The 19967-nt window shown below is 68.7% G+C and carries 18 protein-coding genes; 11 read left to right on the top strand and 7 right to left on the bottom strand.

Annotation, left to right across the window (positions count from 1 at the left end; translation table 11 throughout):
* Window positions 1–51 precede the first annotated feature (51 nt).
* The 3 genes from EDC29_RS11635 (at window position 52) to EDC29_RS11625 (ending at window position 3421) form a co-directional block, all read left to right on the top strand.
* Window positions 52–909: an outer membrane lipoprotein-sorting protein gene (locus EDC29_RS11635; protein ID WP_132229962.1), complete on the top strand. Its 858-nt coding sequence runs from the start codon at window positions 52–54 to the stop codon at window positions 907–909.
* Complete coding sequence (locus EDC29_RS11630) at window positions 906–2297, top strand: hypothetical protein (RefSeq protein ID WP_132229960.1); 1392 nt, start codon at window positions 906–908, stop codon at window positions 2295–2297. The genes EDC29_RS11635 and EDC29_RS11630 overlap by 4 nt, the downstream gene beginning before the upstream one ends.
* Before the next feature lie 224 nt (window positions 2298–2521).
* On the top strand, window positions 2522–3421 hold the full coding sequence (locus tag EDC29_RS11625) for a PEP-CTERM sorting domain-containing protein (RefSeq protein ID WP_132229958.1): 900 nt from the start codon (window positions 2522–2524) through the stop codon (window positions 3419–3421).
* Window positions 3422–3677: 256 nt separating this feature from the next.
* Here EDC29_RS11625 and EDC29_RS11620 read toward each other — a convergent pair whose 3' ends face one another.
* The 3 genes from EDC29_RS11620 to nfsB form a co-directional block, all read right to left on the bottom strand.
* Window positions 3678–4403, bottom strand: coding sequence for an LrgB family protein (locus tag EDC29_RS11620; RefSeq protein WP_123141264.1), 726 nt, complete (start codon window positions 4401–4403; stop codon window positions 3678–3680).
* Window positions 4404–4408: 5 nt separating this feature from the next.
* Entirely contained in the window at window positions 4409–4777 is a 369-nt protein-coding gene (locus tag EDC29_RS11615) for a CidA/LrgA family protein (protein WP_123141237.1), read from the bottom strand.
* 327 nt (window positions 4778–5104) lie between these two features.
* Entirely contained in the window at window positions 5105–5764 is a 660-nt protein-coding gene (nfsB, locus tag EDC29_RS11610) for an oxygen-insensitive NAD(P)H nitroreductase (protein WP_200189219.1), read from the bottom strand.
* A gap of 329 nt (window positions 5765–6093) precedes the next feature.
* Here nfsB and EDC29_RS11605 point away from each other — a divergent pair, with 329 nt between their 5' ends.
* The 3 genes from EDC29_RS11605 (at window position 6094) to EDC29_RS11595 (ending at window position 10005) form a co-directional block, all read left to right on the top strand.
* A complete protein-coding gene (locus EDC29_RS11605) occupies window positions 6094–7707 on the top strand; it encodes a DUF2235 domain-containing protein (RefSeq protein ID WP_132229956.1) in 1614 nt (537 codons plus the stop codon).
* A gap of 24 nt (window positions 7708–7731) precedes the next feature.
* Window positions 7732–8430 carry a hypothetical protein gene (locus EDC29_RS11600; RefSeq protein ID WP_132229954.1) on the top strand — a complete coding sequence of 233 codons (699 nt, stop codon included), beginning with the start codon at window positions 7732–7734 and terminating at the stop codon, window positions 8428–8430.
* A 306-nt stretch (window positions 8431–8736) separates the two neighbouring features.
* Window positions 8737–10005 (top strand): HD-GYP domain-containing protein, encoded by a 1269-nt coding sequence (locus tag EDC29_RS11595; RefSeq protein ID WP_165913498.1) that lies wholly within the window; start codon window positions 8737–8739, stop codon window positions 10003–10005.
* Here the strand turns inward: EDC29_RS11595 and EDC29_RS11590 are convergent.
* The 3 genes from EDC29_RS11590 to bchE form a co-directional block, all read right to left on the bottom strand.
* Window positions 10002–10325, bottom strand: a complete 324-nt coding sequence (locus tag EDC29_RS11590; RefSeq protein ID WP_132229950.1) for a cysteine-rich small domain-containing protein — start codon at window positions 10323–10325, stop codon at window positions 10002–10004. The genes EDC29_RS11595 and EDC29_RS11590 overlap by 4 nt on opposite strands.
* 14 nt (window positions 10326–10339) lie before the next feature.
* On the bottom strand, window positions 10340–11908 hold the full coding sequence (locus EDC29_RS11585) for a cobyric acid synthase (RefSeq protein ID WP_123141252.1): 1569 nt from the start codon (window positions 11906–11908) through the stop codon (window positions 10340–10342).
* Between the two features lie 127 nt (window positions 11909–12035).
* On the bottom strand, window positions 12036–13676 hold the full coding sequence (bchE, locus tag EDC29_RS11580; RefSeq protein WP_123141253.1) for a magnesium-protoporphyrin IX monomethyl ester anaerobic oxidative cyclase: 1641 nt from the start codon (window positions 13674–13676) through the stop codon (window positions 12036–12038).
* A gap of 530 nt (window positions 13677–14206) precedes the next feature.
* Here bchE and cobF point away from each other — a divergent pair.
* The 3 genes from cobF to EDC29_RS17300 all read left to right on the top strand — a co-directional run bounded on the left by cobF (window position 14207) and on the right by EDC29_RS17300 (window position 15884).
* Entirely contained in the window at window positions 14207–14989 is a 783-nt protein-coding gene (cobF, locus tag EDC29_RS11575) for a precorrin-6A synthase (deacetylating) (protein WP_123141254.1), read from the top strand.
* 64 nt (window positions 14990–15053) lie between these two features.
* The gene (locus EDC29_RS11570; RefSeq protein WP_132229948.1) at window positions 15054–15491 is read left to right on the top strand and encodes a DsrE family protein; all 438 of its coding nucleotides are present in this window, start codon (window positions 15054–15056) and stop codon (window positions 15489–15491) included.
* A 252-nt stretch (window positions 15492–15743) separates the two neighbouring features.
* A complete protein-coding gene (locus tag EDC29_RS17300) occupies window positions 15744–15884 on the top strand; it encodes a hypothetical protein (RefSeq protein ID WP_160330969.1) in 141 nt (46 codons plus the stop codon).
* A 601-nt stretch (window positions 15885–16485) separates the two neighbouring features.
* Here the strand turns inward: EDC29_RS17300 and EDC29_RS11565 are convergent.
* Complete coding sequence (locus EDC29_RS11565) at window positions 16486–18783, bottom strand: heavy metal translocating P-type ATPase (protein ID WP_132229946.1); 2298 nt, start codon at window positions 18781–18783, stop codon at window positions 16486–16488.
* Window positions 18784–18871: 88 nt separating this feature from the next.
* On the opposite strand from EDC29_RS11565, the gene EDC29_RS11560 reads away from it, so the two are divergent.
* On the top strand, window positions 18872–19288 hold the full coding sequence (locus EDC29_RS11560; protein WP_132229945.1) for a MerR family transcriptional regulator: 417 nt from the start codon (window positions 18872–18874) through the stop codon (window positions 19286–19288).
* A 4-nt stretch (window positions 19289–19292) separates the two neighbouring features.
* A complete protein-coding gene (locus tag EDC29_RS11555) occupies window positions 19293–19925 on the top strand; it encodes an epoxyqueuosine reductase QueH (protein ID WP_132229943.1) in 633 nt (210 codons plus the stop codon).
* The last annotated feature ends 42 nt before the right edge of the window (window positions 19926–19967 follow it).

Raw genomic sequence — 19967 nt, 5'->3', positions numbered from 1 at the left:
GCGCCGGGCCTTGCGGACCGCCGCGCCACCGAGCCTGAAGCGAGGAAGCCCATGTCGACGCCATCGCCCCGCCCCCAGCGGACGTCACGACGGCTCACGCCGCCACGAACGCATCACTGGACAACGGCGCTCGCGCTGCTGCTCGCCTGCGCCCTGCTCACCCCGGTGCACGCCGACCCCAAGGGGGAGCGCCTCGCCCAGCAGGTCTACGACCGCCCCGACGGGCGCGACCTCACCACCCGCGGCACCATGGTGCTGCAGGAGCGCGGCCACGCCCCGCGCACCCGCGAGATGTTCATCTACCGTCGCGACCAGGGTGGCGGCGAGGTCTCCACCCTGATCCGCTTCACCGCGCCGGGCGACATCGCCGACACCGGACTGCTGACCATCGACCATCGCGCCGGCGAGAGCGACCAGTGGGTCTATCTGCCCGCGCTCGGCAAGCCCAGGCGCATCCCCGCCGCCCGCCAGGGCGGGCGCTTCGTCGGCTCGGACCTGTTCTACGAGGACCTGCGCGATCGCCGCGTCGCCCTCGACGAACACCGCTGGCTGCGCCAGGAGACCTACGAGGGGGTGCGCACCGAGGTGCTCGAGAGCACCCCGGTCGATCCGGGCAACTCGGTCTACGGCAAGCGGCTGAGCTGGATCCACCCCGAGGCGCTGGTGGCGCTGCGTATCGACTTCTTCCGTCCCGGCCAGAACCAGCCCTTCAAGCGCTTCACCGCCCGCCGACTCGAGCGCATCCAGGGCTACTGGACGGTGACCGACAGCCTCATGACCGATCTCGACAGCGGCCACCAGACGCGGATGACCAGCACCCTCACCCGCTATGACAGCGGACTCGACCCAGTGCTGTTCTCGCGCCGCGCGCTCGAGGACCCGGTATTCGAGTCCAGGTTCCGGCCATGAGCGCACGCGCCCTCGCACCGCTGCTGCTCGCGCTCGCCGCAGCCCCCATCCAGGCGCAGGAGGTGCTGATCATCGGCACGCCCGAGACGCCGGCAGCGGTGCTGCCCGAGCCGACGGCGCCGATCGAGCGACACACGTTGGAACTCGGCATCGACCGACTGTGGACCGAGTTCGGCGCCTTCACCGAGGGCGAGGCGCGCGCGGCCACCAGCGCCCACTTCACCGGGGTGGTCGCCGCCGCGTGGCGCCCGGCGCCGGCCTGGGAGCTGCGCGCGGCACTACGCCTCGATGGCGACGCCCAGTCCGGCGCCGACCGCTTGCGCGCGCTCGCGCTCGACTACGACGAGAGCTATCTGCGCTACCGCAACCCGCAGCGACGCGTCACCCTCGGCACCCAGACCGTGCTCTGGGGGCGGGTCGACGAGATCCCGCCGACCGACCGGCTCTCGGTGCAGGACATCAGCCGCTTTGCCATCGATGAACTCGACGACCGCCGCCGCGCCGTGCCGCTGCTGCGCTGGGAGGAGTTCGGCACCGATCACAAGCTCGACCTGGTGGTGATCCCGGCATTCCGTCCCGCCGAGCTGCCCGACGACGACAGCGTCTGGTACCCGGTCGACCGTGACCAGGGGCGGCTGCTGGGGATCCGCTCCGATCCACTGCTCGCGGCCCTGGTGCGCGGCGCCAGCACGGGCGACGATCGCCCCGGCGGCGCCGGCGCCGGTCTGCGCTTCAGCCACAGCCTCAGCGGTCTCGACTACGCACTCACCGTGCAGCACACCCGTCACTCACTGCCCTACTACGAACTCGACCCGGCGGTGCGGCGTGCGCTGCTCGACGGCGCCGATGTCGCCAGCGCGCTCGCCGCCGGCGGCGAGCGCCCGACCTTCCTCGGGCGTCACCCCTACACCACCATCCTCGGCGGAGACCTCGGGGTGGTGGTCGGCGGCGCCACGCTGCGGCTCGAGGCCGCCTGGCTCAGCGATGTCCCGGTGACCACCCGCGACCTGCGTCTCGACACCGTCGCCGGGCTCGACTGGGTGGCCGGCATCGAGTTCTATCCGGGCGACGCCGACACCCGCATCAACCTGCAGCTGGCCGGGCGGCACCTGCTCGACGCGCCGCCGGTGATCGACTGGGTCGACACCCTGAGCCTCAACGGCCAGCTCGAGAGCGAGTGGGGCCAGGGTCGCTGGCGCGGTCGGCTGCGTTTCGCCGCCGGACTCAACCGCCACGACCTGTATCTCAACCCCGAGATCGCCTATATCGCCCGCGAGCCCCACGAGTTCTATCTCGGGGCGCACTACTTCGACGGCGAGGACGGCACCTTCGGCGACTTCTATGCCGACGACACCCTCATCGCCACCGGCTGGCGGGTGCGTTACTGACCCCCGAAACGCCCTGCACAGGAGTGTCGGCAGACTTTACAACCCGCCCCTCACATGCCTGCATAAATCCAATCAAAATTCTCAAGTAATTGAAAAATAATAACAAAAAAATCTGGCCCAACATCTGCATACAACTCCAGCGAGGGCCGCGTGACTCCGGCAAAGGAAGCTGCCGACGACGCCCCGACAGCGCGCATACAGCTCAACCTCGCAGGAGTGAAACCATGAAGACCTTGACGATCTCGCTGGCCGCAGCGACCGCACTGACCGCCAATGTCGCCAGCGCCGGCCTGATGTATCTCAATCTCCCGGACAACAGCTACGACGCCACCCGCTTCATCGGCGCGCCGGACGCGAACACCATGACCGGGACCTTCAGCGAGTTCGGCTACAGCCAGCTGCTCGCGACCTCGATCTACGACTTCACCGACGGCTCGGTGGCCGGGTCCTTCTTCGACACCAACGACCCCGCCACGCTCGCCAGCTACGGCATCCCGACCTCCGGGACCGCGCTCGACGGCGTCTCCACCGTCGATCTGGTCATGCCGAACTGCCCGCTCGGCCAGTGCGACATCGACGCCCTGAGCCCGCTGGTACCGCCGCTCGCGACCGACAACGAAGGCTTCCTGCAGACCTGGGACCTGCAGGTCGAGTACACCTTCTACGGTGACCTCGACGCCAGCGGCCCGACCTATACCAGCGGCACCTTCGACGTCTATTTCAACGACCTCAACGACGACACCAATGACCGTCTGGTGCTGACCGGCGAACTCACCGGTTCGCTGCTTTCCCCAGCCAACCTGTACCTGTACTTCGACATCACCTTCGTCGTGGATAACTTCCTGTTCATCCAGGACGACAACGGCGTCTTCGTCGATGCCTTCGACAAGCTCAGCGCCGGTGGCACCCCGACGCTGGAACTCGACACCAACGTCGATCCGCCGATCCCGACGCCCGACCAGCTGCTGCTCGTCGCCGGCCCCAGCGGTCCGGCCGCCGTCCGCCAGCAACCTCTCGACGGCTCGGTCACCGGCAGCATCCCCGAGCCGGCCACCCTCGGCCTGCTCGGCGCCGGTCTGCTCGGCATCGGCTTCGCCGGCAGCCGCCGCCGCAAGCACGCCTGATCCGCTGACCTCTCGTCAGCTCGCATGATCCGACGGCGGCCTCCGGGCCGCCGTCGGCGTTTGGGGAAGGGCCGCCAGCCGCCAGTGGGCGTCTATACTAGATGCCTGCGCCCAATGCCCCGCAACCGCAAAGCTGCCAGAGGCGCGAAGAACGCGACCCGTCTTCGGTGTCGGCCTGCCATCAGCTGCGCGACGACGAGACAAACCACCTCCCCTCACTGGTGGCTGATCGCTGGTCGCTGATGGCTGATCCCCCCTACATCCCGAGCAGCGCCAAGCCGCGCGGCAGCAACGGCAGCAGCAGCGCGGTGAGCACCGCCGAGAGTCCCATCGCCAGACCCGCCATCGCGCCCTCGCGATGACCGAGCTGGAAGGCCCGGGCGGTCCCGATGCCGTGCGCGGCGGTGCCCAGGGCCACCCCGATCACCGCCGGATCGCGGATCCCCAGACGGCGCAGCACCCCGACCCCGAACAGCGCCCCGACCAGGCCGGTGAGCACCACCAGGGCGGCGGTCAGCGCCGGGATGCCGCCGAGCTTCTCGGCGATCCCCATCGCCACCGGCGTGGTCACCGACTTGGGCGCGAGCGAGAGCAGCACCGCGCGATCCGCGCCGAGGGCCGCCGCCAGCCCCACCGCACTGACGACCGCCACCACCGCCCCGACCACCAGGGCAACCGTGATCGGCAGCGCCAGCACGTGTAGCTCGGCGCGCAGCCGATAGAGCGGGATGGCCAGCGCCACGGTCGCCGGACCGAGCAGGAAGTGGATGAACTGGGCACCGTCGAAGTACTGCGCATAAGGCGTGTCGGTGAGCACCAGCAGCCCGATCAGGGTCGCGATGCTCAGCACCACCGGATTGAGCAGCGCCAGCCCCCCGCACCAGGCCTGGAGCCTGCGCGCGCCGAGCCACACCAGCAGGGTGAGGGTCAGCCAGAACAGCGGCCGCGCGGCGAGATAGACCCATAGCGTCTCGAGCGGCATCTCGGTCACGACCGCGCCCTCGCCGCCCGTACTCGGCGCACCACCCAGAGCGTGCCCTGCATGGCCAGCGCCGTCGCCACCAGGGCGATCAGGGTACCGAACAACAGCGCCGCGCCCAGCGCCTGCCAGTGGGCATAGAGCAGCTCCCAGTGGACCATCACCCCGACTCCGGCGGGGATGAACAGCAGCGGCAGATGCGCGAGCAACCCGTCGGCGGTCTCGGCAACGCGCGCGGCGAGCCCGCCGCGCACCACCAGCAGCAGGAACAGCAACAGCATCCCCAGCACCGGCCCGGGAAGCGGCCACCCGAACAGCAGGACGAGACTCTCGCCCAGCAGCTGACAGGTCAGGATCAGGGTCAGGGCCTCAATCATCTCGATAAGGACTCGCGTTCATGGAAGGTTGAAAACGATCGGCATCACGCGAGTGGCGCGACGGAATGGTTGACGAAGCGGGCAAAGGCAGAAAACACGAAATGTACACGTCGAGATGATTGACACCCCTATTAAAACTGATCTCACGGCAAGAAAAGCCGAGTTCGAGACAAAATTCGCACACGTAAAGACTAAAAATGTTGAGTAAGCAGCGATTCAGCGGCGCTGAGCGCCTTGTCAATCGGCCCAAAACAGAACACTAAAAGTTTACGTCGAATTAATTTACGACGATAAAAAACAAAATCTTACGCTCAATCCGTCTTGAATTCACAAATCACTGAACACTTCCTGTTCCTGAAGTCGCGATTTCGGCAGTCCTGCGTTGAAGTCGGTCTCGGCGCGATAGCCGAGCGCGACCAACACCACGGCACTCAGCCCACGCTCGCGCAGCCCCAGCTCGACATCGAGTACCTCGCGATTGAAACCCTCGATCGGGCAGGCATCGATGCCCAGGGTCGCCGCGCCGAGCAGGAGCGAACCCAGCGCCAGATAGACCTGCTTCTCGGCCCACTGATCGAGATCGCCCAGCTCATCGCGATGCAGTCCGACATAGAACCCCCGGGTGGCCCGCTGACGCGCCTCGGCCTCCTCGGTCGGGAAGCGACCATCGGCGCGCTCCTGTGCCAGCAGGTGTTCGAGATAGTCGTCATCGATCTCGGTGCGTGCGCAGAGGACGACCACGTGCGAGGCATCGACGATCTTCGGCGTGTTGTAGGTGTGGCCGGCCTCGGTGGACATGCTCACCCGCGCCTTGCCGGACTCGGTGGCGGCGATGACGAAGTGCCACGGCTGGGCGTTGACCGACGAGGGGGCATTGCGCAACAGCGCGCGCAGCGTCTCGATCTCGGCCTCGGGGATCCGACGCTCGGGATCGAAGGCCTTGGTGGCATGACGGGTCTGGGCGTAATGGGCAATGTTCATCGGCATCGAGCACGCGATCAGGGCGTGCCTCCTCGGGAAGATCAGTCACAGACACAAGGCTCCGGCGGGCGCCGAGCGCGTGTGCCACTCAAATAGGGCGTCCCCGACCTGGGGGCGGGCGGGACCGGTCCGGTCGGCAGGCTACCAGATCCAGCAAGCGCGAGGCGATAGGGCGCGGCGGCGGTTGCTGCACGTCGCCCTCGGGCAGGTGGCGCGAGGACATCGGGTGATGGGCGCGAGCAAAGAAACCTTTTCGTGTACACAAAACCCCTGCAAGCCTATGCTTTCAGTCGTCAGCGTCAGCAACACAACTGCAGGTACACGAGGACCCACGCATGAAACGGCTCATCGTCTGCTGCGACGGCACCTGGCAACATCTCGAATCCGACTACCCCACCAATGTCGTCCAGCTCGCCCAGGCGATACGGACACAATGCGACGACAGCACGACCGAACAGGTCGTCTATTACGACGAGGGTGTCGGCGCCGAGGGCGGCATCGGCGCGCTCAGCCGCGAGTTCACCGCCATCATCGGCGGCGCCTTCGGGCGCGGGATCGACAAGAACATCATGGACGCCTACCGCTTCCTGGTGCTCAACCACCAGCCCGATGACGAGATCTATCTGTTCGGCTTCAGCCGCGGCGCCTATACGGTGCGCAGCCTCGCCGGACTGATCGGCGCCGCCGGCCTGCTGCAGCGTCATCAGCTGCGCTATATCCGCGAGGCCTACGAGTTCTATCGCGACCCCGACGCAGACAGCGACGAGGTCGCCCGTTATCGCGCGTTTCGCGACCGTCACAACCCGCAACCTGCACCGATCCGTCTGCTCGGTTGCTGGGACACGGTCGGCAGCCTCGGCTTCCCCGACGTCATCCCCGGACTGACCCTCGACCGTGCGCTCAACCGCCGCTACCGCTTCCACAACAACCGCATCGGCGCGCACGTCGAGCAGGTCGCCCATGCCGTCGCGATCGACGAGGCCCGCGCTCAATTCATGGTCACCCTCGCCGATGCCGATGACCCGACCCGCACCCAGGTGCGCGAGACCTGGTTTCCCGGCGACCACGGCTGCATCGGTGGCGGCAGCTTCGTCAAGCGCGGACTCTCGAGCATCACCCTGCGCTGGATGCTCGAGCAGGCCGGCGATCTCGGTCTGGAGAGCGACACCCGGCACATCGAGGTCGATGTCAGCCGTCACTTCAAGCACCATGAACCGGTCCTCGAGGGTCTGGCCCCCGAGGATCCCTGCATCTTCGTCGACGACGACATCCCCTTCCCCTACACCGCGGGCGAACGCGACCCGGCGCGCCTGCAGCGCGAGACACGTCCCCAGCTCCATGCCCACGCCCCGCATCAGCAGGTGGACCTCCATACCAGCGTCGGCCAGCGCTGGCGCGACTGCGCCTGGTGGCGACCGCAGCCACTCGCCCCCTTCGCCGCGACCCTTGATCGCTGGGCTGAGGACCATCCCAACCCGCTCACCGAACTACCGGCCGACGGTCACCTCGCCCCTGGGCAGGAGGTCGAGATCGAGGTCGCCGCCCGCACCCGCGATCTCGCCGACCAGCCCTGGCGGCTCCATCTCGAGGCCGGCGCAACCTACACCTTCGCACTCAGTCCGACCCAGGTCTGGCAGGACGGCGAGCTGCCACCCTGCTCGGCCGACGGCTGGGACCGACAGGATCTGCGCGGCCTGCGCCGCCTGCTCCGCCCGGTGATCCATCTGTTCGAGAACCAGCGCCAGCACCCCGAGGCGAACTGGTTCGAGCTGGTCGGCGAGATCCGAGAGGACAGCGGCGCCCGCCACCACTTCTGCCTCGGCGCGCATCCGGCCGAACGCTTCCAGCCACCGGCAAGCGGCATGCTGCTGTGCTACGCCAATGATGCGCCGGATCATTACGACAACAACGCGGGGCAGATTCGGCTGAGGATCAGCCGGCTGAGCTGACCCCCTGCTCGGGAAGCCTGCGACATGACACTCGACATCTCACCGCTGCTGATCGGTCATCCCGCATCCTGGCTCGTCCTCGCCGGGTTGCTCCTGCTGCTGCTCGCCCTGACCGGCAGGATCGGGCGCTTGCTCGAACTCTCCCGCGCCCGCCAGCGAGCTGCCTTGCTGATCGGCACCGCGCTGACCCTGAGCGGATTGCTGCTGTATCCGCCGGTGCACCCGGAGCACCCATCCGACAGCACACCCGCTGCGACAGCAGCGCCCCAGGCCGTCGAGTGTCGAGCGACGAGCGGCCCCGGAGACATACCGCCGGCCATCGCCATCGAGGCCCTGCTGGTCGCGGTCAACCACAGCACCAGGCTGGTCGAGGCCGATCAGCCGCTGGCAGCCAAGCCAGGCGACCTGCTCGCCGTCGAGTCGGTCACCCTCTGCGTCCCGACGACGGCGGACGCCCGAACCGGCAGCGCCCATGTCGAGTTCGCGCCGGTCGACACCCGGGGTCGGACGATCACCTCGGCCATCGCCGCAACCCGCGGTCGAACCCTGATCCCGGGCCGTCAGACCCTGCCGGGTCCGGGCAGGCAATGGCGGATCGGCACCGACTGGCGCCACCTCTCGGTCACGCTCGTGCACTACCCGGACGGCGGCGGCACCGCCAACCCCGGCTGCGAGCAAGGCGCCTGCGAGATCGACGACCGACTGACCTTGCCCTTCGACTGAAAAACCCTCCCTGCCCGCGAGATCGACGGCAACCCGCGGGTCTCGCCCCCCATCGCCCGCCACCGCGGCGCCATACCGTCTTCTGAACCGCGTCCAGCCCCGCTGGCGGTTTACAGACCTCACCCAGCGGCGTGGCGCTGGAGACGCACCAGATCAACATCTGGTGTTAGGATGGGGTATGGAGCACCGTCCCAGGCGGTGTCCGCTCGCGTGTTGACACGGCCCGGATCGGGGCCGCACGCAATGCTGCAACATGGATGTTCAATCAGTGCCCCACGCCGCTCACCGTCTGCCGGACGGCTCGCGATGACGCTCGACGAGTCGGTCTATATCCGTCGTCTCACCACCCTCGGTGACACACAGCCGATCGCCGCCAGCGCCGATATCCGCGCGGCCAATGGCAGCAAGTTGCTGGCCCGTGGCGCGCGGATCGATCGCTCGGTGCTGGAGCGATTGCTGCGCCACAAGCTGCTCGAACCGATCGACCGCACCACTCGCCTCGCCGAGCGGGTCGATCGCACCACCTTGCTCGAGACCATCGCGCGCCTGCTCGATCGGGACCCGACCCTGGCCGCACTGATCGCCTGTCTCGGCGGACCGCACCACGACCCGCGCCGCACAGCCGCGCGGATCGATCCACCCGGCGTGCTCGGCAACAAGCTCGCCGTTGCCCGTCACCTCAACCCGGCGCTGTTCGAGCATGGGGTCGCCACCCTGCTCGCGGCCGATGCGTTGGCCAGCGCACGCGCCCTGGAGCCTCGCGACCAGGAGCGTCTGGCGTTGGCCGCGCTCTGTCACGACATCGGCATCCTCCATCTCGAGGCCGCCTCGCTGGCTCCCTCGCAGCCCCTGCACCCCGAGCACTGGAGTCAGTTCTATGCCCACCCACGGATCGGCGCGCTGATCCTCGAGGGCGAGCCACAGACCCGCGGACGGATCGCGCGCGCGGTACTCGAACATCACGAACGCCTCGACGGCAGCGGCTACCCTCATGGCCGACGCGGCAAGGACCTCAGCCGACTCGGCATCCTGCTCGCCTTCACCGAGTTCATCGTCTCCACCAGTCAGCGGCTGGGAGCGCACGAGCTGCTCACCATCGCCAAGACCCAGGACGCGGGTTTCGATCGCGCCCTGATCGGGCAGCTGATCGAGGGGATGCGCGAACGCGTGGAGTGGCTGCCGGCGCCGGCGCCGCGCCTCGAGACCGAACGACTGCTCAGCGCGCTCGATACGCTCTGGGAGGTCGTCGAGCCACCGGATGCCGGCGATCGACTGCTCAGCCCCGGACTGGCGGAGATCAGGCTGATGCTGGTGCGCGCGGGCCTCGCTCCCGGCGCCATGGGGTCGGACCCCGAACTACTCGGCGACGATCAGCAGATACGGCTCGAACAGGAGCAGCTGCTGCGCGAGGCGCTGTTCAGGCTGCGACGATTGCGGCTGGAGACACTGCGTCGCGCCGGCGAACGATCGAGCCGGCTCGAAGACTGGATCAGGCGCTCTGGGGAGCTGCTCACGGCGGTGCGGCAGGCGCTGCAGGAGCAGCAGCCATCGGCCACCGCGCTCGCCAACGGCTAGGAGGGATCGCGTCGACGATAGCGCCGCTGCGGCTCGCCGCACCAGGGTCGGGGGTCGTCGAGCCACTTCTGGATGAACGACCAGGCGGAGTGATAGCCCTCGTGCGGCAGGCGGCAGTCGGTGCAGTCCTTGCGCCGGTTGCCGTGACGGTCGGTGTAGATCCGGTAAGGACCGGGACAGTCGTAGGCGATCAACGGGCAGTAGCAGAACAGACAGTTGAACGTTCGCCGCACCCCGGGATGACAGGGGTAGAAGGGGCAGTCGTGATTGGTGAAGCCCTTGAAGGACGGGTTGTCGGTCAGCTCCTTGGGTTCGGTCACGACGCCCCTCCGCTTCAGCGCGCCAGTGTCAGCAGGGCGTCGAGATCGAGATTGGCCTCGCAGTGGTCGGCCAGGGCATCGAGCGCGGCCTCGATGCGTGCCTCGAAGTCGATCCGCGCCGCCTGAGCGCCGACCTGGTCGAGCCAGTGGGCGCGGAACGCGTCACCACCGAAGATGCCGTGGACATAACCGCCCATCACCCGTCCGTCGGCGCTGATCGCGCCCTCGGCGCGCACCCCGCCCTGGCCGTCGTCGAGCATCAGCCAGGGGCGTTCGAGCCCGGCCCCGGCGGTCCGCCCCATGTGCATCTCGTAGCCGGTGAGGCGACAACCGCTGCGCTGGTCGCGGCCATCGATCTCGATCAGCCGCTTGTCGCCGCCGATCTCGGTCTCGATGTCGAGCAGCCCGAGCCCGGGGGTCTCGCCCGGCTCGCCCTCGATGCCCTGGGGGTCGCGCACCACGCGCCCGAGCATCTGGTAGCCGGCGCACAGCCCCACCACCCGACCGCCACGGCGCACATGGGCGATGATGTCGACGTCCCAGCCCTCGCGGCGCAGACAGTCGAGATCGGCGCGGGTGGCCTTGGAGCCGGGCAGGATCACCACGTCGGTCTCGGCGGGGATCGCCTCGCCCGGCTGGATCCAGCGCAGGTTGACGCTCGGCTCGGCGGCCAGCGGGTCCATGTCGTCGAAGTTGGCCACCCGCGACAGACGCGGGATGGCGACGTTGAGCACGCCGCCGCTGGTCTCGGCCGGGCGTTCGAGCGCCAGCGAGTCCTCGGCGGGCAACCGCCCCGCCCCCTCGAACCAGCGCAGCACGCCCCGGAAGGGCCAGCCGGTGATCTCGGTGATGGTCTCGCAGGCAGGCTCGAACAGCGAGAAGTCGCCACGGAACTTGTTGACGATGTAGCCCACCACCCGCTCGCGGTCGGCCTCATCGAGCAGCAGCCAGGTGCCGACCAGCGAGGCCATGGTGCCGCCCTTGTCGAGATCGCCGAGCACCACCACCGGCACCTCGGCGCGCTCGGCGAAGTGCATGTTGGTGATGTCGCAGTCGCGCAGATAGACCTCGGCGCCGCTGCCGGCGCCCTCGACCAGCACCAGATCGGCCTCGGCGCAGAGCCGCTCGAAGCTGTCGAGCACCGCCGGCATCAGCCCCTGGCGCATCTCGTGATAGACCCGCGCCGGACAGTTGCCGAGCGCGCGTCCGCGCAGCACCACCTGGGAGCCGACGTTGCTCTGCGGCTTGAGCAGCACCGGGTTCATGTGGATCGAGGGCGCCACTCCACAGGCGCGCGCCTGCAGTGCCTGGGCGCGACCGATCTCGCCGCGCGGCTGCTCGCCGTCGGGGCCGGGGGCGGCGTCGGTGTCGATGGTCACCGCCGCGTTGTTGCTCATGTTCTGCGCCTTGAACGGGCGCACCACCAGGCCGCGGCGGGCATAGGCGCGGCACAGGCCGGCGACCAGCATGCTCTTGCCGACGTCCGAGGCGGTGCCCTGGATCATCAGCGTGCGGGCACGGCGCGGGCCGCTGTCGCGCAGCGGCGGGAGGTCGATCTTGATCGTCGGTGCGGAATCGGTCATGCGATGAATCTCTGAACGACACGGCCCGCGTTCGTCGTGCGACGAAGCGGGCCGCTGATTGCCTATGCGGCGCGAGCGGACGGAACGGCCGCGACCGTCCACCCGCCCGCGTCGACCAAGTCGCGGATCAAGCGTTCTCGTACTGCTTGACCTGCTCCTCGGTCATCTGCTGATCGCCACCGCCACAGGCCTTGGGCCCGGCGCAGGCCTGGGGCGCGGCACCGGTGGCCGAGACCGCCGGACGCTTGGCCGGCGGCGCCTTCTTCCAGGCGTTGTGATCCGGCTCGACGATCTTGGCGCGGCTCTTGTCGTAGTCGAACTTGATCAGCTTCTTGAACATCGGCCCCCAGTAGTTCTGCTTGCCGAGCTGGTAGAAGCGACGCTCCATGGCGCTCTTGAGGAAGGCCTTGATGCAGCCGATCAGGTACTTGCGACGGAAGGGGTCGCGCACCCAGGGGTACTGGAAGAACATCCGCTTCATGTAGAAGCGTCGGTAGTTGGCCATGACCCCGTCGAGCAGCTCGGCGCGATCGATGTTGTCGGGCTTCATGATCGGCGAGACGAAGTTGTACTTCGAGTAGTCGAAGACCTCCACCCGATCGCTCATCTCGGTGAACATGTCGGCGAACGGCCAGGGGGTGTACATCGACCAGTTGGCCATGTCCGCGCCCCAGTCCATGACCATCTGATAGGTCTCTTCCAGGGTCTCGCGGGTCTCGTTCTCGAGACCGACGATGAACTGCGCCTCGGTGACGATGCCGTTCTCCTGGAGCAGCTGGATCGCGCGCTTGTTCTGCGCGACCGTGGTCTCCTTGACGAAGCGGTCGAGGTTGAGCTGCGCGGCCGCCTCGGTGCCGAGCGAGACGTGCACCAGACCGGCCTTGCGGTAGAAGGGCAGCAGCTCCTCGTCGCGCATGACGTCGGTCACACGGGTGTTGATGCCCCAGTGGATACCGAGATCGCGGTCGATCAGCTCCTGACAGAAGGCGACGAACTTGTTCTTGTTGATCTGCGGTTCTTCGTCGGCAAGGATGAAGAAGCCGACGCCGTGGACCTTGACCAGCTCCTCGATCTCGTCGACCACGCGCTTGGGATCGCGCACGCGGTAGTCGCGCCAGAACTTCCACTGCGAGCAGAAGCTGCAGGTGAAGGGACAGCCGCGCGCCATGTTGGGCGTGGCCACCGGCACCCCGAGCGGGATGTAGATGTACTTCTGCCAGTCGAGGATGCCCCAGTCCGGCCAGATCGAGTCGACGTCCTTGATCGAGGGCTCGGCCGGGGTGGCGACCACCTCGCCGTCGTCGCCGAGGAAGGCGATACCCTTGACCTTGTCGCGATCACCCGGCCAGCCGGTCTGATCGATGCTGCGCACCAGGTTGAGGGTGACCGCCTCGCCCTCGCCGCGCACGATGGCGTCGATCCAGGGCGCCTCTTCGAGCACCTGCTGGAACATGAAGGTGGCGTGGATGCCGCCGAGCACGGTGAGGGCCTGCGGGCGCTCTTCCTTGGCAACCTGCAGCAGGCGCTGCGCGGCGTAGATCATCGGCGTCATCGCGGTGGTGGCGATGATATCGGGCTCGATCTCCCGGATGGCGGCACGCAGCTGATCGTCGTCGAGCTTGTCCACCATGGCGTCGATGAAGTGGTAGTCCTCGTAGCCACCGGACTTCAGATAGCCAGCCACATAGGCAACCCACGCCGGCGACCAGTTGCCGGCGATATCGGCGGCACCGGCGCTATAGTTGGGGTGGACAAAAAGGATTCGCATTGTCAGCTCCGGGTTATCTCGATCGTCGGACTCAGCTGGGCTCTGCTGAGTGTAGTGAAGCCCCGCCAGACTGCGACAGTTGGCACAGACACCGTCGACCGGCGCAGCGCGACGGGGCCGGGGCGAACGGCTCGCTCGACGGCGTGCGATGACGAACGATCATGACGGGAGTCCTGTGACGGGCGAGCGCTTGGCCAAATTCGAAACAGTCGGTGTAGTAGTAGATGACGCAAGGGCAAGCATCGACCACGATCCGCGAGCATGCGTCAGCCCCTTCGGCGCTGGCAACCACAAAACCCTTGTGGGAAAAATTCTCGCCCGCATCATGTCTGCAAAAAGCCGGTTCTACGTCGGGCAGGCATCTTACCAACGGATCCCAGAATGCGCCACGACCGATACGGCTGACTGTCCGGCGAGGATACTGCTACCATCGGCCACCGCCGACGCGGTTGGCTGGCACCACACCAGATCATGGGGCCAGACAGTCCGTCACTCCGGCCGCGAGGCCAGGTTGGTCGCTGGTTATACACATGAAGACGCTCTATCTCATCGGCATGGGTCCGGGGGACCCGAAATATCTCACCCTGCAGGCGATCGAGACCATGCGGAAGACCGATGTCTTCTTCATGCTCGACAAGGCCGGGCGCGGCAAGGAGGATCTGCTCGCACTGCGCCACCAGATCCTCGAGGCGCACTGCGAGCCCGGCAGTTACCGGGTGGTCATCGCCGAGAGCCCCCAGCGCACCATCGAGAACGGCGACTACAAGGAAGGCGTGCGCCGCTGGCACCAGCGCAAGCGCGAGATCTTCGCCGAGCTGATCGAGCGCGAGCTGGCCGACGGCCAGTCCGGCGCCTTCCTGCTGTGGGGCGACCCCGCGCTCTACGACCAGACCATCACCAACATCACCGAGCTGGTCGCCGAGCAGCCAGAGCAGCTGCGCTTCGAGGTCATCCCCGGGATCACCTCGGTCCAGGTGCTCACCGCCCGGCACAAGATCCCGCTCAACCGCGTCGGCGAGGCGATCACCATCACCACCGGACGCCATGCCGAGCACTGCGACCCGGCCACGCTCGACAACGCCGTGGTGATGCTCGACTACAACGCCTCCTACCAGCGCTTCACCGGCCAGGACATGGATCTCTACTGGGGCGGGCTGGTCGGCACCGCTGACGAGCGCCTGGTCGCCGGACCGCTCGACGAGGTGGTCGACGAGGCGCTGCGCGCCCGCGCCGAACTCAAGGCCGAGAAGGGCTGGCAGATGGACATCTACCTGCTGCGCCGACGGCGCGACGAGCAGCAGGACGAGGACTGACAGGGCCGGCGCGCCCACAGGGGCGCGCCGCTGCAGGATCCCAACCACGACAGGAGGTCGAACCATGTCCGCTCGCACCACGCGCCTCGGCGCGCTGCTCATCGCACTGCTGCTCAGCATCCCCGCCAGCGCCCTCGCCGCCCCCGATCGTCACGTCTTCTACAACCTCACCAGCGACGAGGCCTGGCGCGCCGGCATGGCGCTCGGCCACGCCACCCGGGCGCTCGAGGCCGGCTACGCCGTCACCGTCTTCCTCAACGTACGCGGCGTCTATCTCGCCCAGCAGGGCTTCGCCACCGACCGTGCCGGCGGCGCCCCCGACGACCTGCGCGGCCAGCTCGGCGCGCTGATCGACGCCGGGGCCGAGGTGATGCTCTGCGGCATGTGTCTGCGCAAGGCCGGACTGGAGATGGCCGACATGCTCCCCGGTACCGTCAAGGTCGACTGCGCACGCAGCCTCGCGGCGATGAGCGCCGAGGACACCGTGGTGATCAGCTACTGACCCGACCGGCAGCGGCACCACGCCGCCGCGGGCCGCCACGATCCCGCCCGCTGCGCGCTCGCCCGCGCCGCGCCGAGACACTGCGCGCGCGGCACCGGCGTGTAGCCTGAGGACGCGACCCGGGTCTCACCCCGGACGGCTAAGGGTTTTTGCCCCCTTGAACCGGGCCGCGAAAAGCCCGATTCTCGACAACGAGGGTCGGGCGCGCTGGTCGCCCGGCAACATGACCCACGACCACGCGAGGACAGCCCAATGAGCGAGGCACTCCTGACGACACTCCAGCTGGCGCTCTTCACCGGCGCCCTGGGCGCCATGGCCTGGCAGCTCCAGCATGCCCGGCGCCGTGCCCGCCAGACCGTCCCGGTCAGACGCACCCGCACGCGCATCCGCTGACCCGCGCCCCTCACCACCACCTCAACCACAACGGCCAACCGCAATGCGGTTGGCCGTTTTTCGTCCAGCCGCCAGCCGCCAGCCGCCAGCCGCCAGCCGCCAGCCGCCAGCCGCCAAGAGATTGAACCGCAAAGCCGCGAAGGGCGCGAAGGCAGGAGAGATTCCAGCCTTCAGCCGCCAAGGGATACCGTCTTTCCCGTCAACGGCCGACCATGCACACCAGCCTCCCCGACTGGAAGCTGAATGCTGATCGCTGGAAGCTGATGTGAACCGCAAAGCCGCGAAGGGCGCGAAGGCGGGAGAGATTCCAGCCTTCAGCCGTCAGCGACCAGCTACACCTCTCCCCCGCGCTCCGTCCGACAAGCCCACTGCTCTCAAGCCCCCTTTGTCCAAAGGGGGTTGGGGATTCGACTGCGATGACAGCTAACGCACCTCGACCGCTCGCGATCACCGACCGGTGACAGGGAGACCCGCTCCGACTGGAGGCTGGAGGCTGGCCGCTGACGGCTAGCTGCCCCGGCAGTCCAGGCCCACACCAGAGACCTCAACCCCTTCGCCGGGCACGCTGCGCTTTGCCCGGCTTACGGAAAGGCGCTCTCTCCTACTGGAGGCTGGCCGCTGGCGACTGGTCGCCGTCCCGGCAGCATTCGTCCGGCTTCGCACCACTGGCCTCCTGACGGCCCGAGGCCCCTGCCGCCGTCGGCTCGACGACCCGCGCCCGCAGCAGTCGCAGCGAGTTGGCGGTCACCAGCACGGTGGCGCCGGTATCGGCGAGCACCGCCGGCCACAGCCCGGTCACGCCGAGCAGGGTGGTGACCATCAGCCCGAGCTTGAGCCCGATGGCGAGGGCGACGTTCTGGCGGATCACCCGCAGGGTGCGGCGCGACAGCCGCACCATCGCCGCGACATCACCGACCCGAGCATGCAGGCTGGCGGCGTCGGCCGTTTCCAGCGCCACCTCGGTGCCGCCGCCCATGGCGATGCCGATCTCGGCGGCCGCCAGCGCCGGGGCGTCGTTGATGCCGTCGCCGACCTTGGCGACCCGCTCGCCGGTCTGTTGCAGCTCGCTCACCAGCCGTTGCTTGTCCTCGGGCAACAACCCGGCGTGGGCCTCGATGCCCAGCGGCCCGGCCAGGGCCGCGACCGCCGGGCGCTGATCGCCACTGAGCACCAGGGCGCCGATCCCCAGCCGGTCGAGCGCCGCGATGCCGGCGGCGGCATCCTCACGCGGCGCATCGTGCATCGCGATCAGCCCGAGCGCACGCCCGTCCTCGACCACCACCGAGAGGCTTCGCCCCAGTGCCTGCTGCGACTCGGCGGCGACGACCAGCCCGGAAGCATCGCCGCCGATCAGCTCGCGCGCCGCCGTCAGCGAGCCGAGGAAGCACTCACGCCCACCGATCTCGCCACGCACCCCGCGACCGGGGAGCGCGCGCACGCGCTCGGGCGCGACGGCGGCGAGTCCCGCCGCCTCGGCGTGGGCGAGGATTGCTCGCGACAACGGGTGCGACGAGCCCTGACTGAGCGCCGCGGCACACTCGAGCAGGCGCGCGCGCTCACCCTCCAGGACGACCACCTCGGTCACCCGGGGCTGGCCCAGGGTCAGGGTGCCGGTCTTGTCGAAGGCCACCCGGGTGATCCGCGCCAACCCCTCGAGCACCGCCCCGCCCTTCATCAGCAACCCCTGACGCGCCCCGGCGGCCAGCCCGGCGGCGATCGCAGCCGGGGTCGAGATCACCAAGGCACAGGGGCAACCGATCAACAGGATCGCCGCGCCGCGATAGATCCACTCCGACCAGAGCGCGCCCAGGAACAGCGGCGGCACCACCGCCACCAGGGTGGCGAAGAGCACCACCAGCGGGGTGTAGACGCGGGCGAAACGCTCGATGAAACGCGCGCTCGGCGCCTTGCGCGCCTGCGCCTCGCGCACCAACCGGGTGATCCGCGCGATGGTGTTGTCGGCGGCATCGGCGGTGACGCGCAACCGCAACCGGCTCTCCAGGTTGACGCTGCCGGCGAACACCGCATCGCCCGGGCGCCTGAGCTGGGGCAGGCTCTCGCCGCTGAGCGGCGACTCGTCGACGCCGCCGACCCCCTCCAGCACCTCGCCGTCGGCGGGGATGCGCTCGCCGGGGTGGACCTCGATGCGATCATCGACTCGCAACCGCTCGGCGGCGACCGTCTCCAGCGTACCGTCGGCGCGCAGCCGGCGCGCGTTGCGCGGCAACAGCTCGATCAGGGCGCCGATCCCGGCGCGCGAGCGCCGCGCCGCCAGCCCCTCGAGCGACTCCCCGACCTGGAACAGGAACAGCACCGCCGCCGCCTCGGCCTCGGCGCCGACGGCCACCGCGGCGAGCGCCGCCAGACTCATCAGCGTCTCGATCGACAGCGGCGAGCCGAGCCGAGCCGCCGCCCAGGCGCGCCGCGCCACCGGGACCAGGCCGAGCAGCACCGCGGCGAGGAAGATCGGGCGCTCGAAGGCCGGGAACAGGCTCGCCGCGCCATAGGCGGTGAGCATCAGCGCCCCGGTGCCGAGGGTGAGCAGCCCCTGACGACTGCGCCACCAGGGCGTCGGCCGATCGGCGCCCCTCGGCGGCGCCTCCGGGGCGGCGCAGGCCGACGCGCCGCAGCCGCAGGCCGTGGCCCCGGTCGATGCGGTCTCGCGTGGCGTGAAGCCGAGGCGCGACAGGGTCTCGGCGAGTCGCGCCCGCTCGATTCCGGGCAGATGCTCGACCCGCACCTCGGCGGTGGCGAGCGAGACCGTCACCGCGCGCACCTCGGGCAACCGACCGAGCGCCGTCTCCACCCGGCTCGCGCAGGCCCCGCAATCCATCCCATCGACCCGCAACCGGGTCTCCACGGGCACCGTCAGCGGCGCCCCGACAGCTTGGCTAGACATCTTCAGATTCACCTCATCGATACAATCCTGTCGTCATCGATGAGGCTACAATCTCTAGTGACTAGAGCATCAAGTGAGAATCAGAATCATGCTTGGAATCGGTGAGCTCTCCCGCGCGACCGAGGTCAAGGTCCCGACCATCCGTTACTACGAGGAGATCGGGCTGCTGCCCGCCCCGGCGCGCACCGCGAGCAACCGCCGTCGCTACCCGCTAGAGGCGGTGCAACGGCTGCGCTTCATCCGTCACGCCCGCGAACTCGGCTTCGACATCCCCGCGATCCGCGCGCTGCTCGCGCTCGAGGGCGACGGCGAGCCGCCCTGTCATCGCGCCGACGCCATCGCCCGCGCCCATCTCGACCAGATCGACCAGCGCATCGCGCGTCTCACCGCGCTGCGCGACGAGATCAGCCAGATGCTCGCGGACTGCGACCGCGCCTGCGACGACCACTGCCGGGTGCTCGAGGTGCTCGCCGATCACAGCCACTGCCGTCACCAGGAACACTGACCCCATGCCGCCACGCGTCCCACTGACCCCACCGGTCGCAACCGACCGGCTACTGCTCCACACCTGCTGCGCGCCCTGCTCGACGGCGATCGTCGAGTGTCTGCTCGACAACGGCATCACCCCGGTGCTCTATTACTTCAACCCCAACATCCACCCCGAGCGCGAGTACCGGCTGCGCAAGGCCGAGACCATCACCCATGCCGAGCGGTTGGGGCTGCGCTTCATCGACGCCGACTACGACCCCGCCGACTGGGTCGCGCGGATGCGCGGGCTCGAACAGGAACCCGAGCGCGGCGCGCGCTGCGCGCGCTGCTTCGACCAGCGGCTACGCGCCACCGCCGCCGAGGCCGCGGCCCAGGGACTGACCCTCTTCGCCACCACCCTGTCGACCTCGCGCTGGAAGGATCTGGCCCAGATCGACGCCGCCGGCGCGGCGGCCGCCGCCGCCAACCCCGGCGTCCACTACTGGGCGCGCAACTGGCGCAAGCAGGGGCTCACCGAGCGGCGCAACCAGCTGGTGCGCGAACTCGATTTCTATCAGCAGACCTATTGCGGCTGTCTCTACAGCCTGCGCGACGCACGGGCGCGCGAGCGCGGACAGCCGCGGACGGCGACCCGGGCCGACACTGACACCTGAGCGCACGACAGCGATCACCGACGGCGCCGCGTCAACTCCGGT

Source organism: Marichromatium gracile (genome assembly GCF_004343155.1).
In the GTDB taxonomy this organism is placed as follows: Bacteria; Pseudomonadota; Gammaproteobacteria; order Chromatiales; family Chromatiaceae; genus Marichromatium; species Marichromatium gracile.
Note: the sequence above shows the minus strand (reverse complement) of the source record. Positions and strands in the feature narration are given on the sequence as shown.

Excerpts from the sequence above, each read along its gene's own strand:
- bchE (WP_123141253.1), bottom strand. The coding sequence starts at position 13,676 with ATGCGAATCCTTTTTGTCCACCCCAACTATAGCGCCGGTGCCGCCGAT.
- EDC29_RS11570 (WP_132229948.1), top strand. The coding sequence starts at position 15,054 with ATGTCCGCTCGCACCACGCGCCTCGGCGCGCTGCTCATCGCACTGCTG.
- EDC29_RS11620 (WP_123141264.1), bottom strand. The coding sequence starts at position 4,403 with ATGCCGCTCGAGACGCTATGGGTCTATCTCGCCGCGCGGCCGCTGTTC.
- EDC29_RS11605 (WP_132229956.1), top strand. The coding sequence starts at position 6,094 with ATGAAACGGCTCATCGTCTGCTGCGACGGCACCTGGCAACATCTCGAA.
- EDC29_RS11555 (WP_132229943.1), top strand. The coding sequence starts at position 19,293 with ATGCCGCCACGCGTCCCACTGACCCCACCGGTCGCAACCGACCGGCTA.
- EDC29_RS11560 (WP_132229945.1), top strand. The coding sequence starts at position 18,872 with ATGCTTGGAATCGGTGAGCTCTCCCGCGCGACCGAGGTCAAGGTCCCG.
- EDC29_RS11630 (WP_132229960.1), top strand. The coding sequence starts at position 906 with ATGAGCGCACGCGCCCTCGCACCGCTGCTGCTCGCGCTCGCCGCAGCC.
- EDC29_RS11595 (WP_165913498.1), top strand. The coding sequence starts at position 8,737 with ATGACGCTCGACGAGTCGGTCTATATCCGTCGTCTCACCACCCTCGGT.
- EDC29_RS17300 (WP_160330969.1), top strand. The coding sequence starts at position 15,744 with ATGAGCGAGGCACTCCTGACGACACTCCAGCTGGCGCTCTTCACCGGC.
- EDC29_RS11615 (WP_123141237.1), bottom strand. The coding sequence starts at position 4,777 with ATGATTGAGGCCCTGACCCTGATCCTGACCTGTCAGCTGCTGGGCGAG.
- EDC29_RS11585 (WP_123141252.1), bottom strand. The coding sequence starts at position 11,908 with ATGACCGATTCCGCACCGACGATCAAGATCGACCTCCCGCCGCTGCGC.
- nfsB (WP_200189219.1), bottom strand. The coding sequence starts at position 5,764 with ATGCCGATGAACATTGCCCATTACGCCCAGACCCGTCATGCCACCAAG.
- EDC29_RS11625 (WP_132229958.1), top strand. The coding sequence starts at position 2,522 with ATGAAGACCTTGACGATCTCGCTGGCCGCAGCGACCGCACTGACCGCC.
- cobF (WP_123141254.1), top strand. The coding sequence starts at position 14,207 with ATGAAGACGCTCTATCTCATCGGCATGGGTCCGGGGGACCCGAAATAT.
- EDC29_RS11565 (WP_132229946.1), bottom strand. The coding sequence starts at position 18,783 with ATGTCTAGCCAAGCTGTCGGGGCGCCGCTGACGGTGCCCGTGGAGACC.
- EDC29_RS11635 (WP_132229962.1), top strand. The coding sequence starts at position 52 with ATGTCGACGCCATCGCCCCGCCCCCAGCGGACGTCACGACGGCTCACG.
- EDC29_RS11600 (WP_132229954.1), top strand. The coding sequence starts at position 7,732 with ATGACACTCGACATCTCACCGCTGCTGATCGGTCATCCCGCATCCTGG.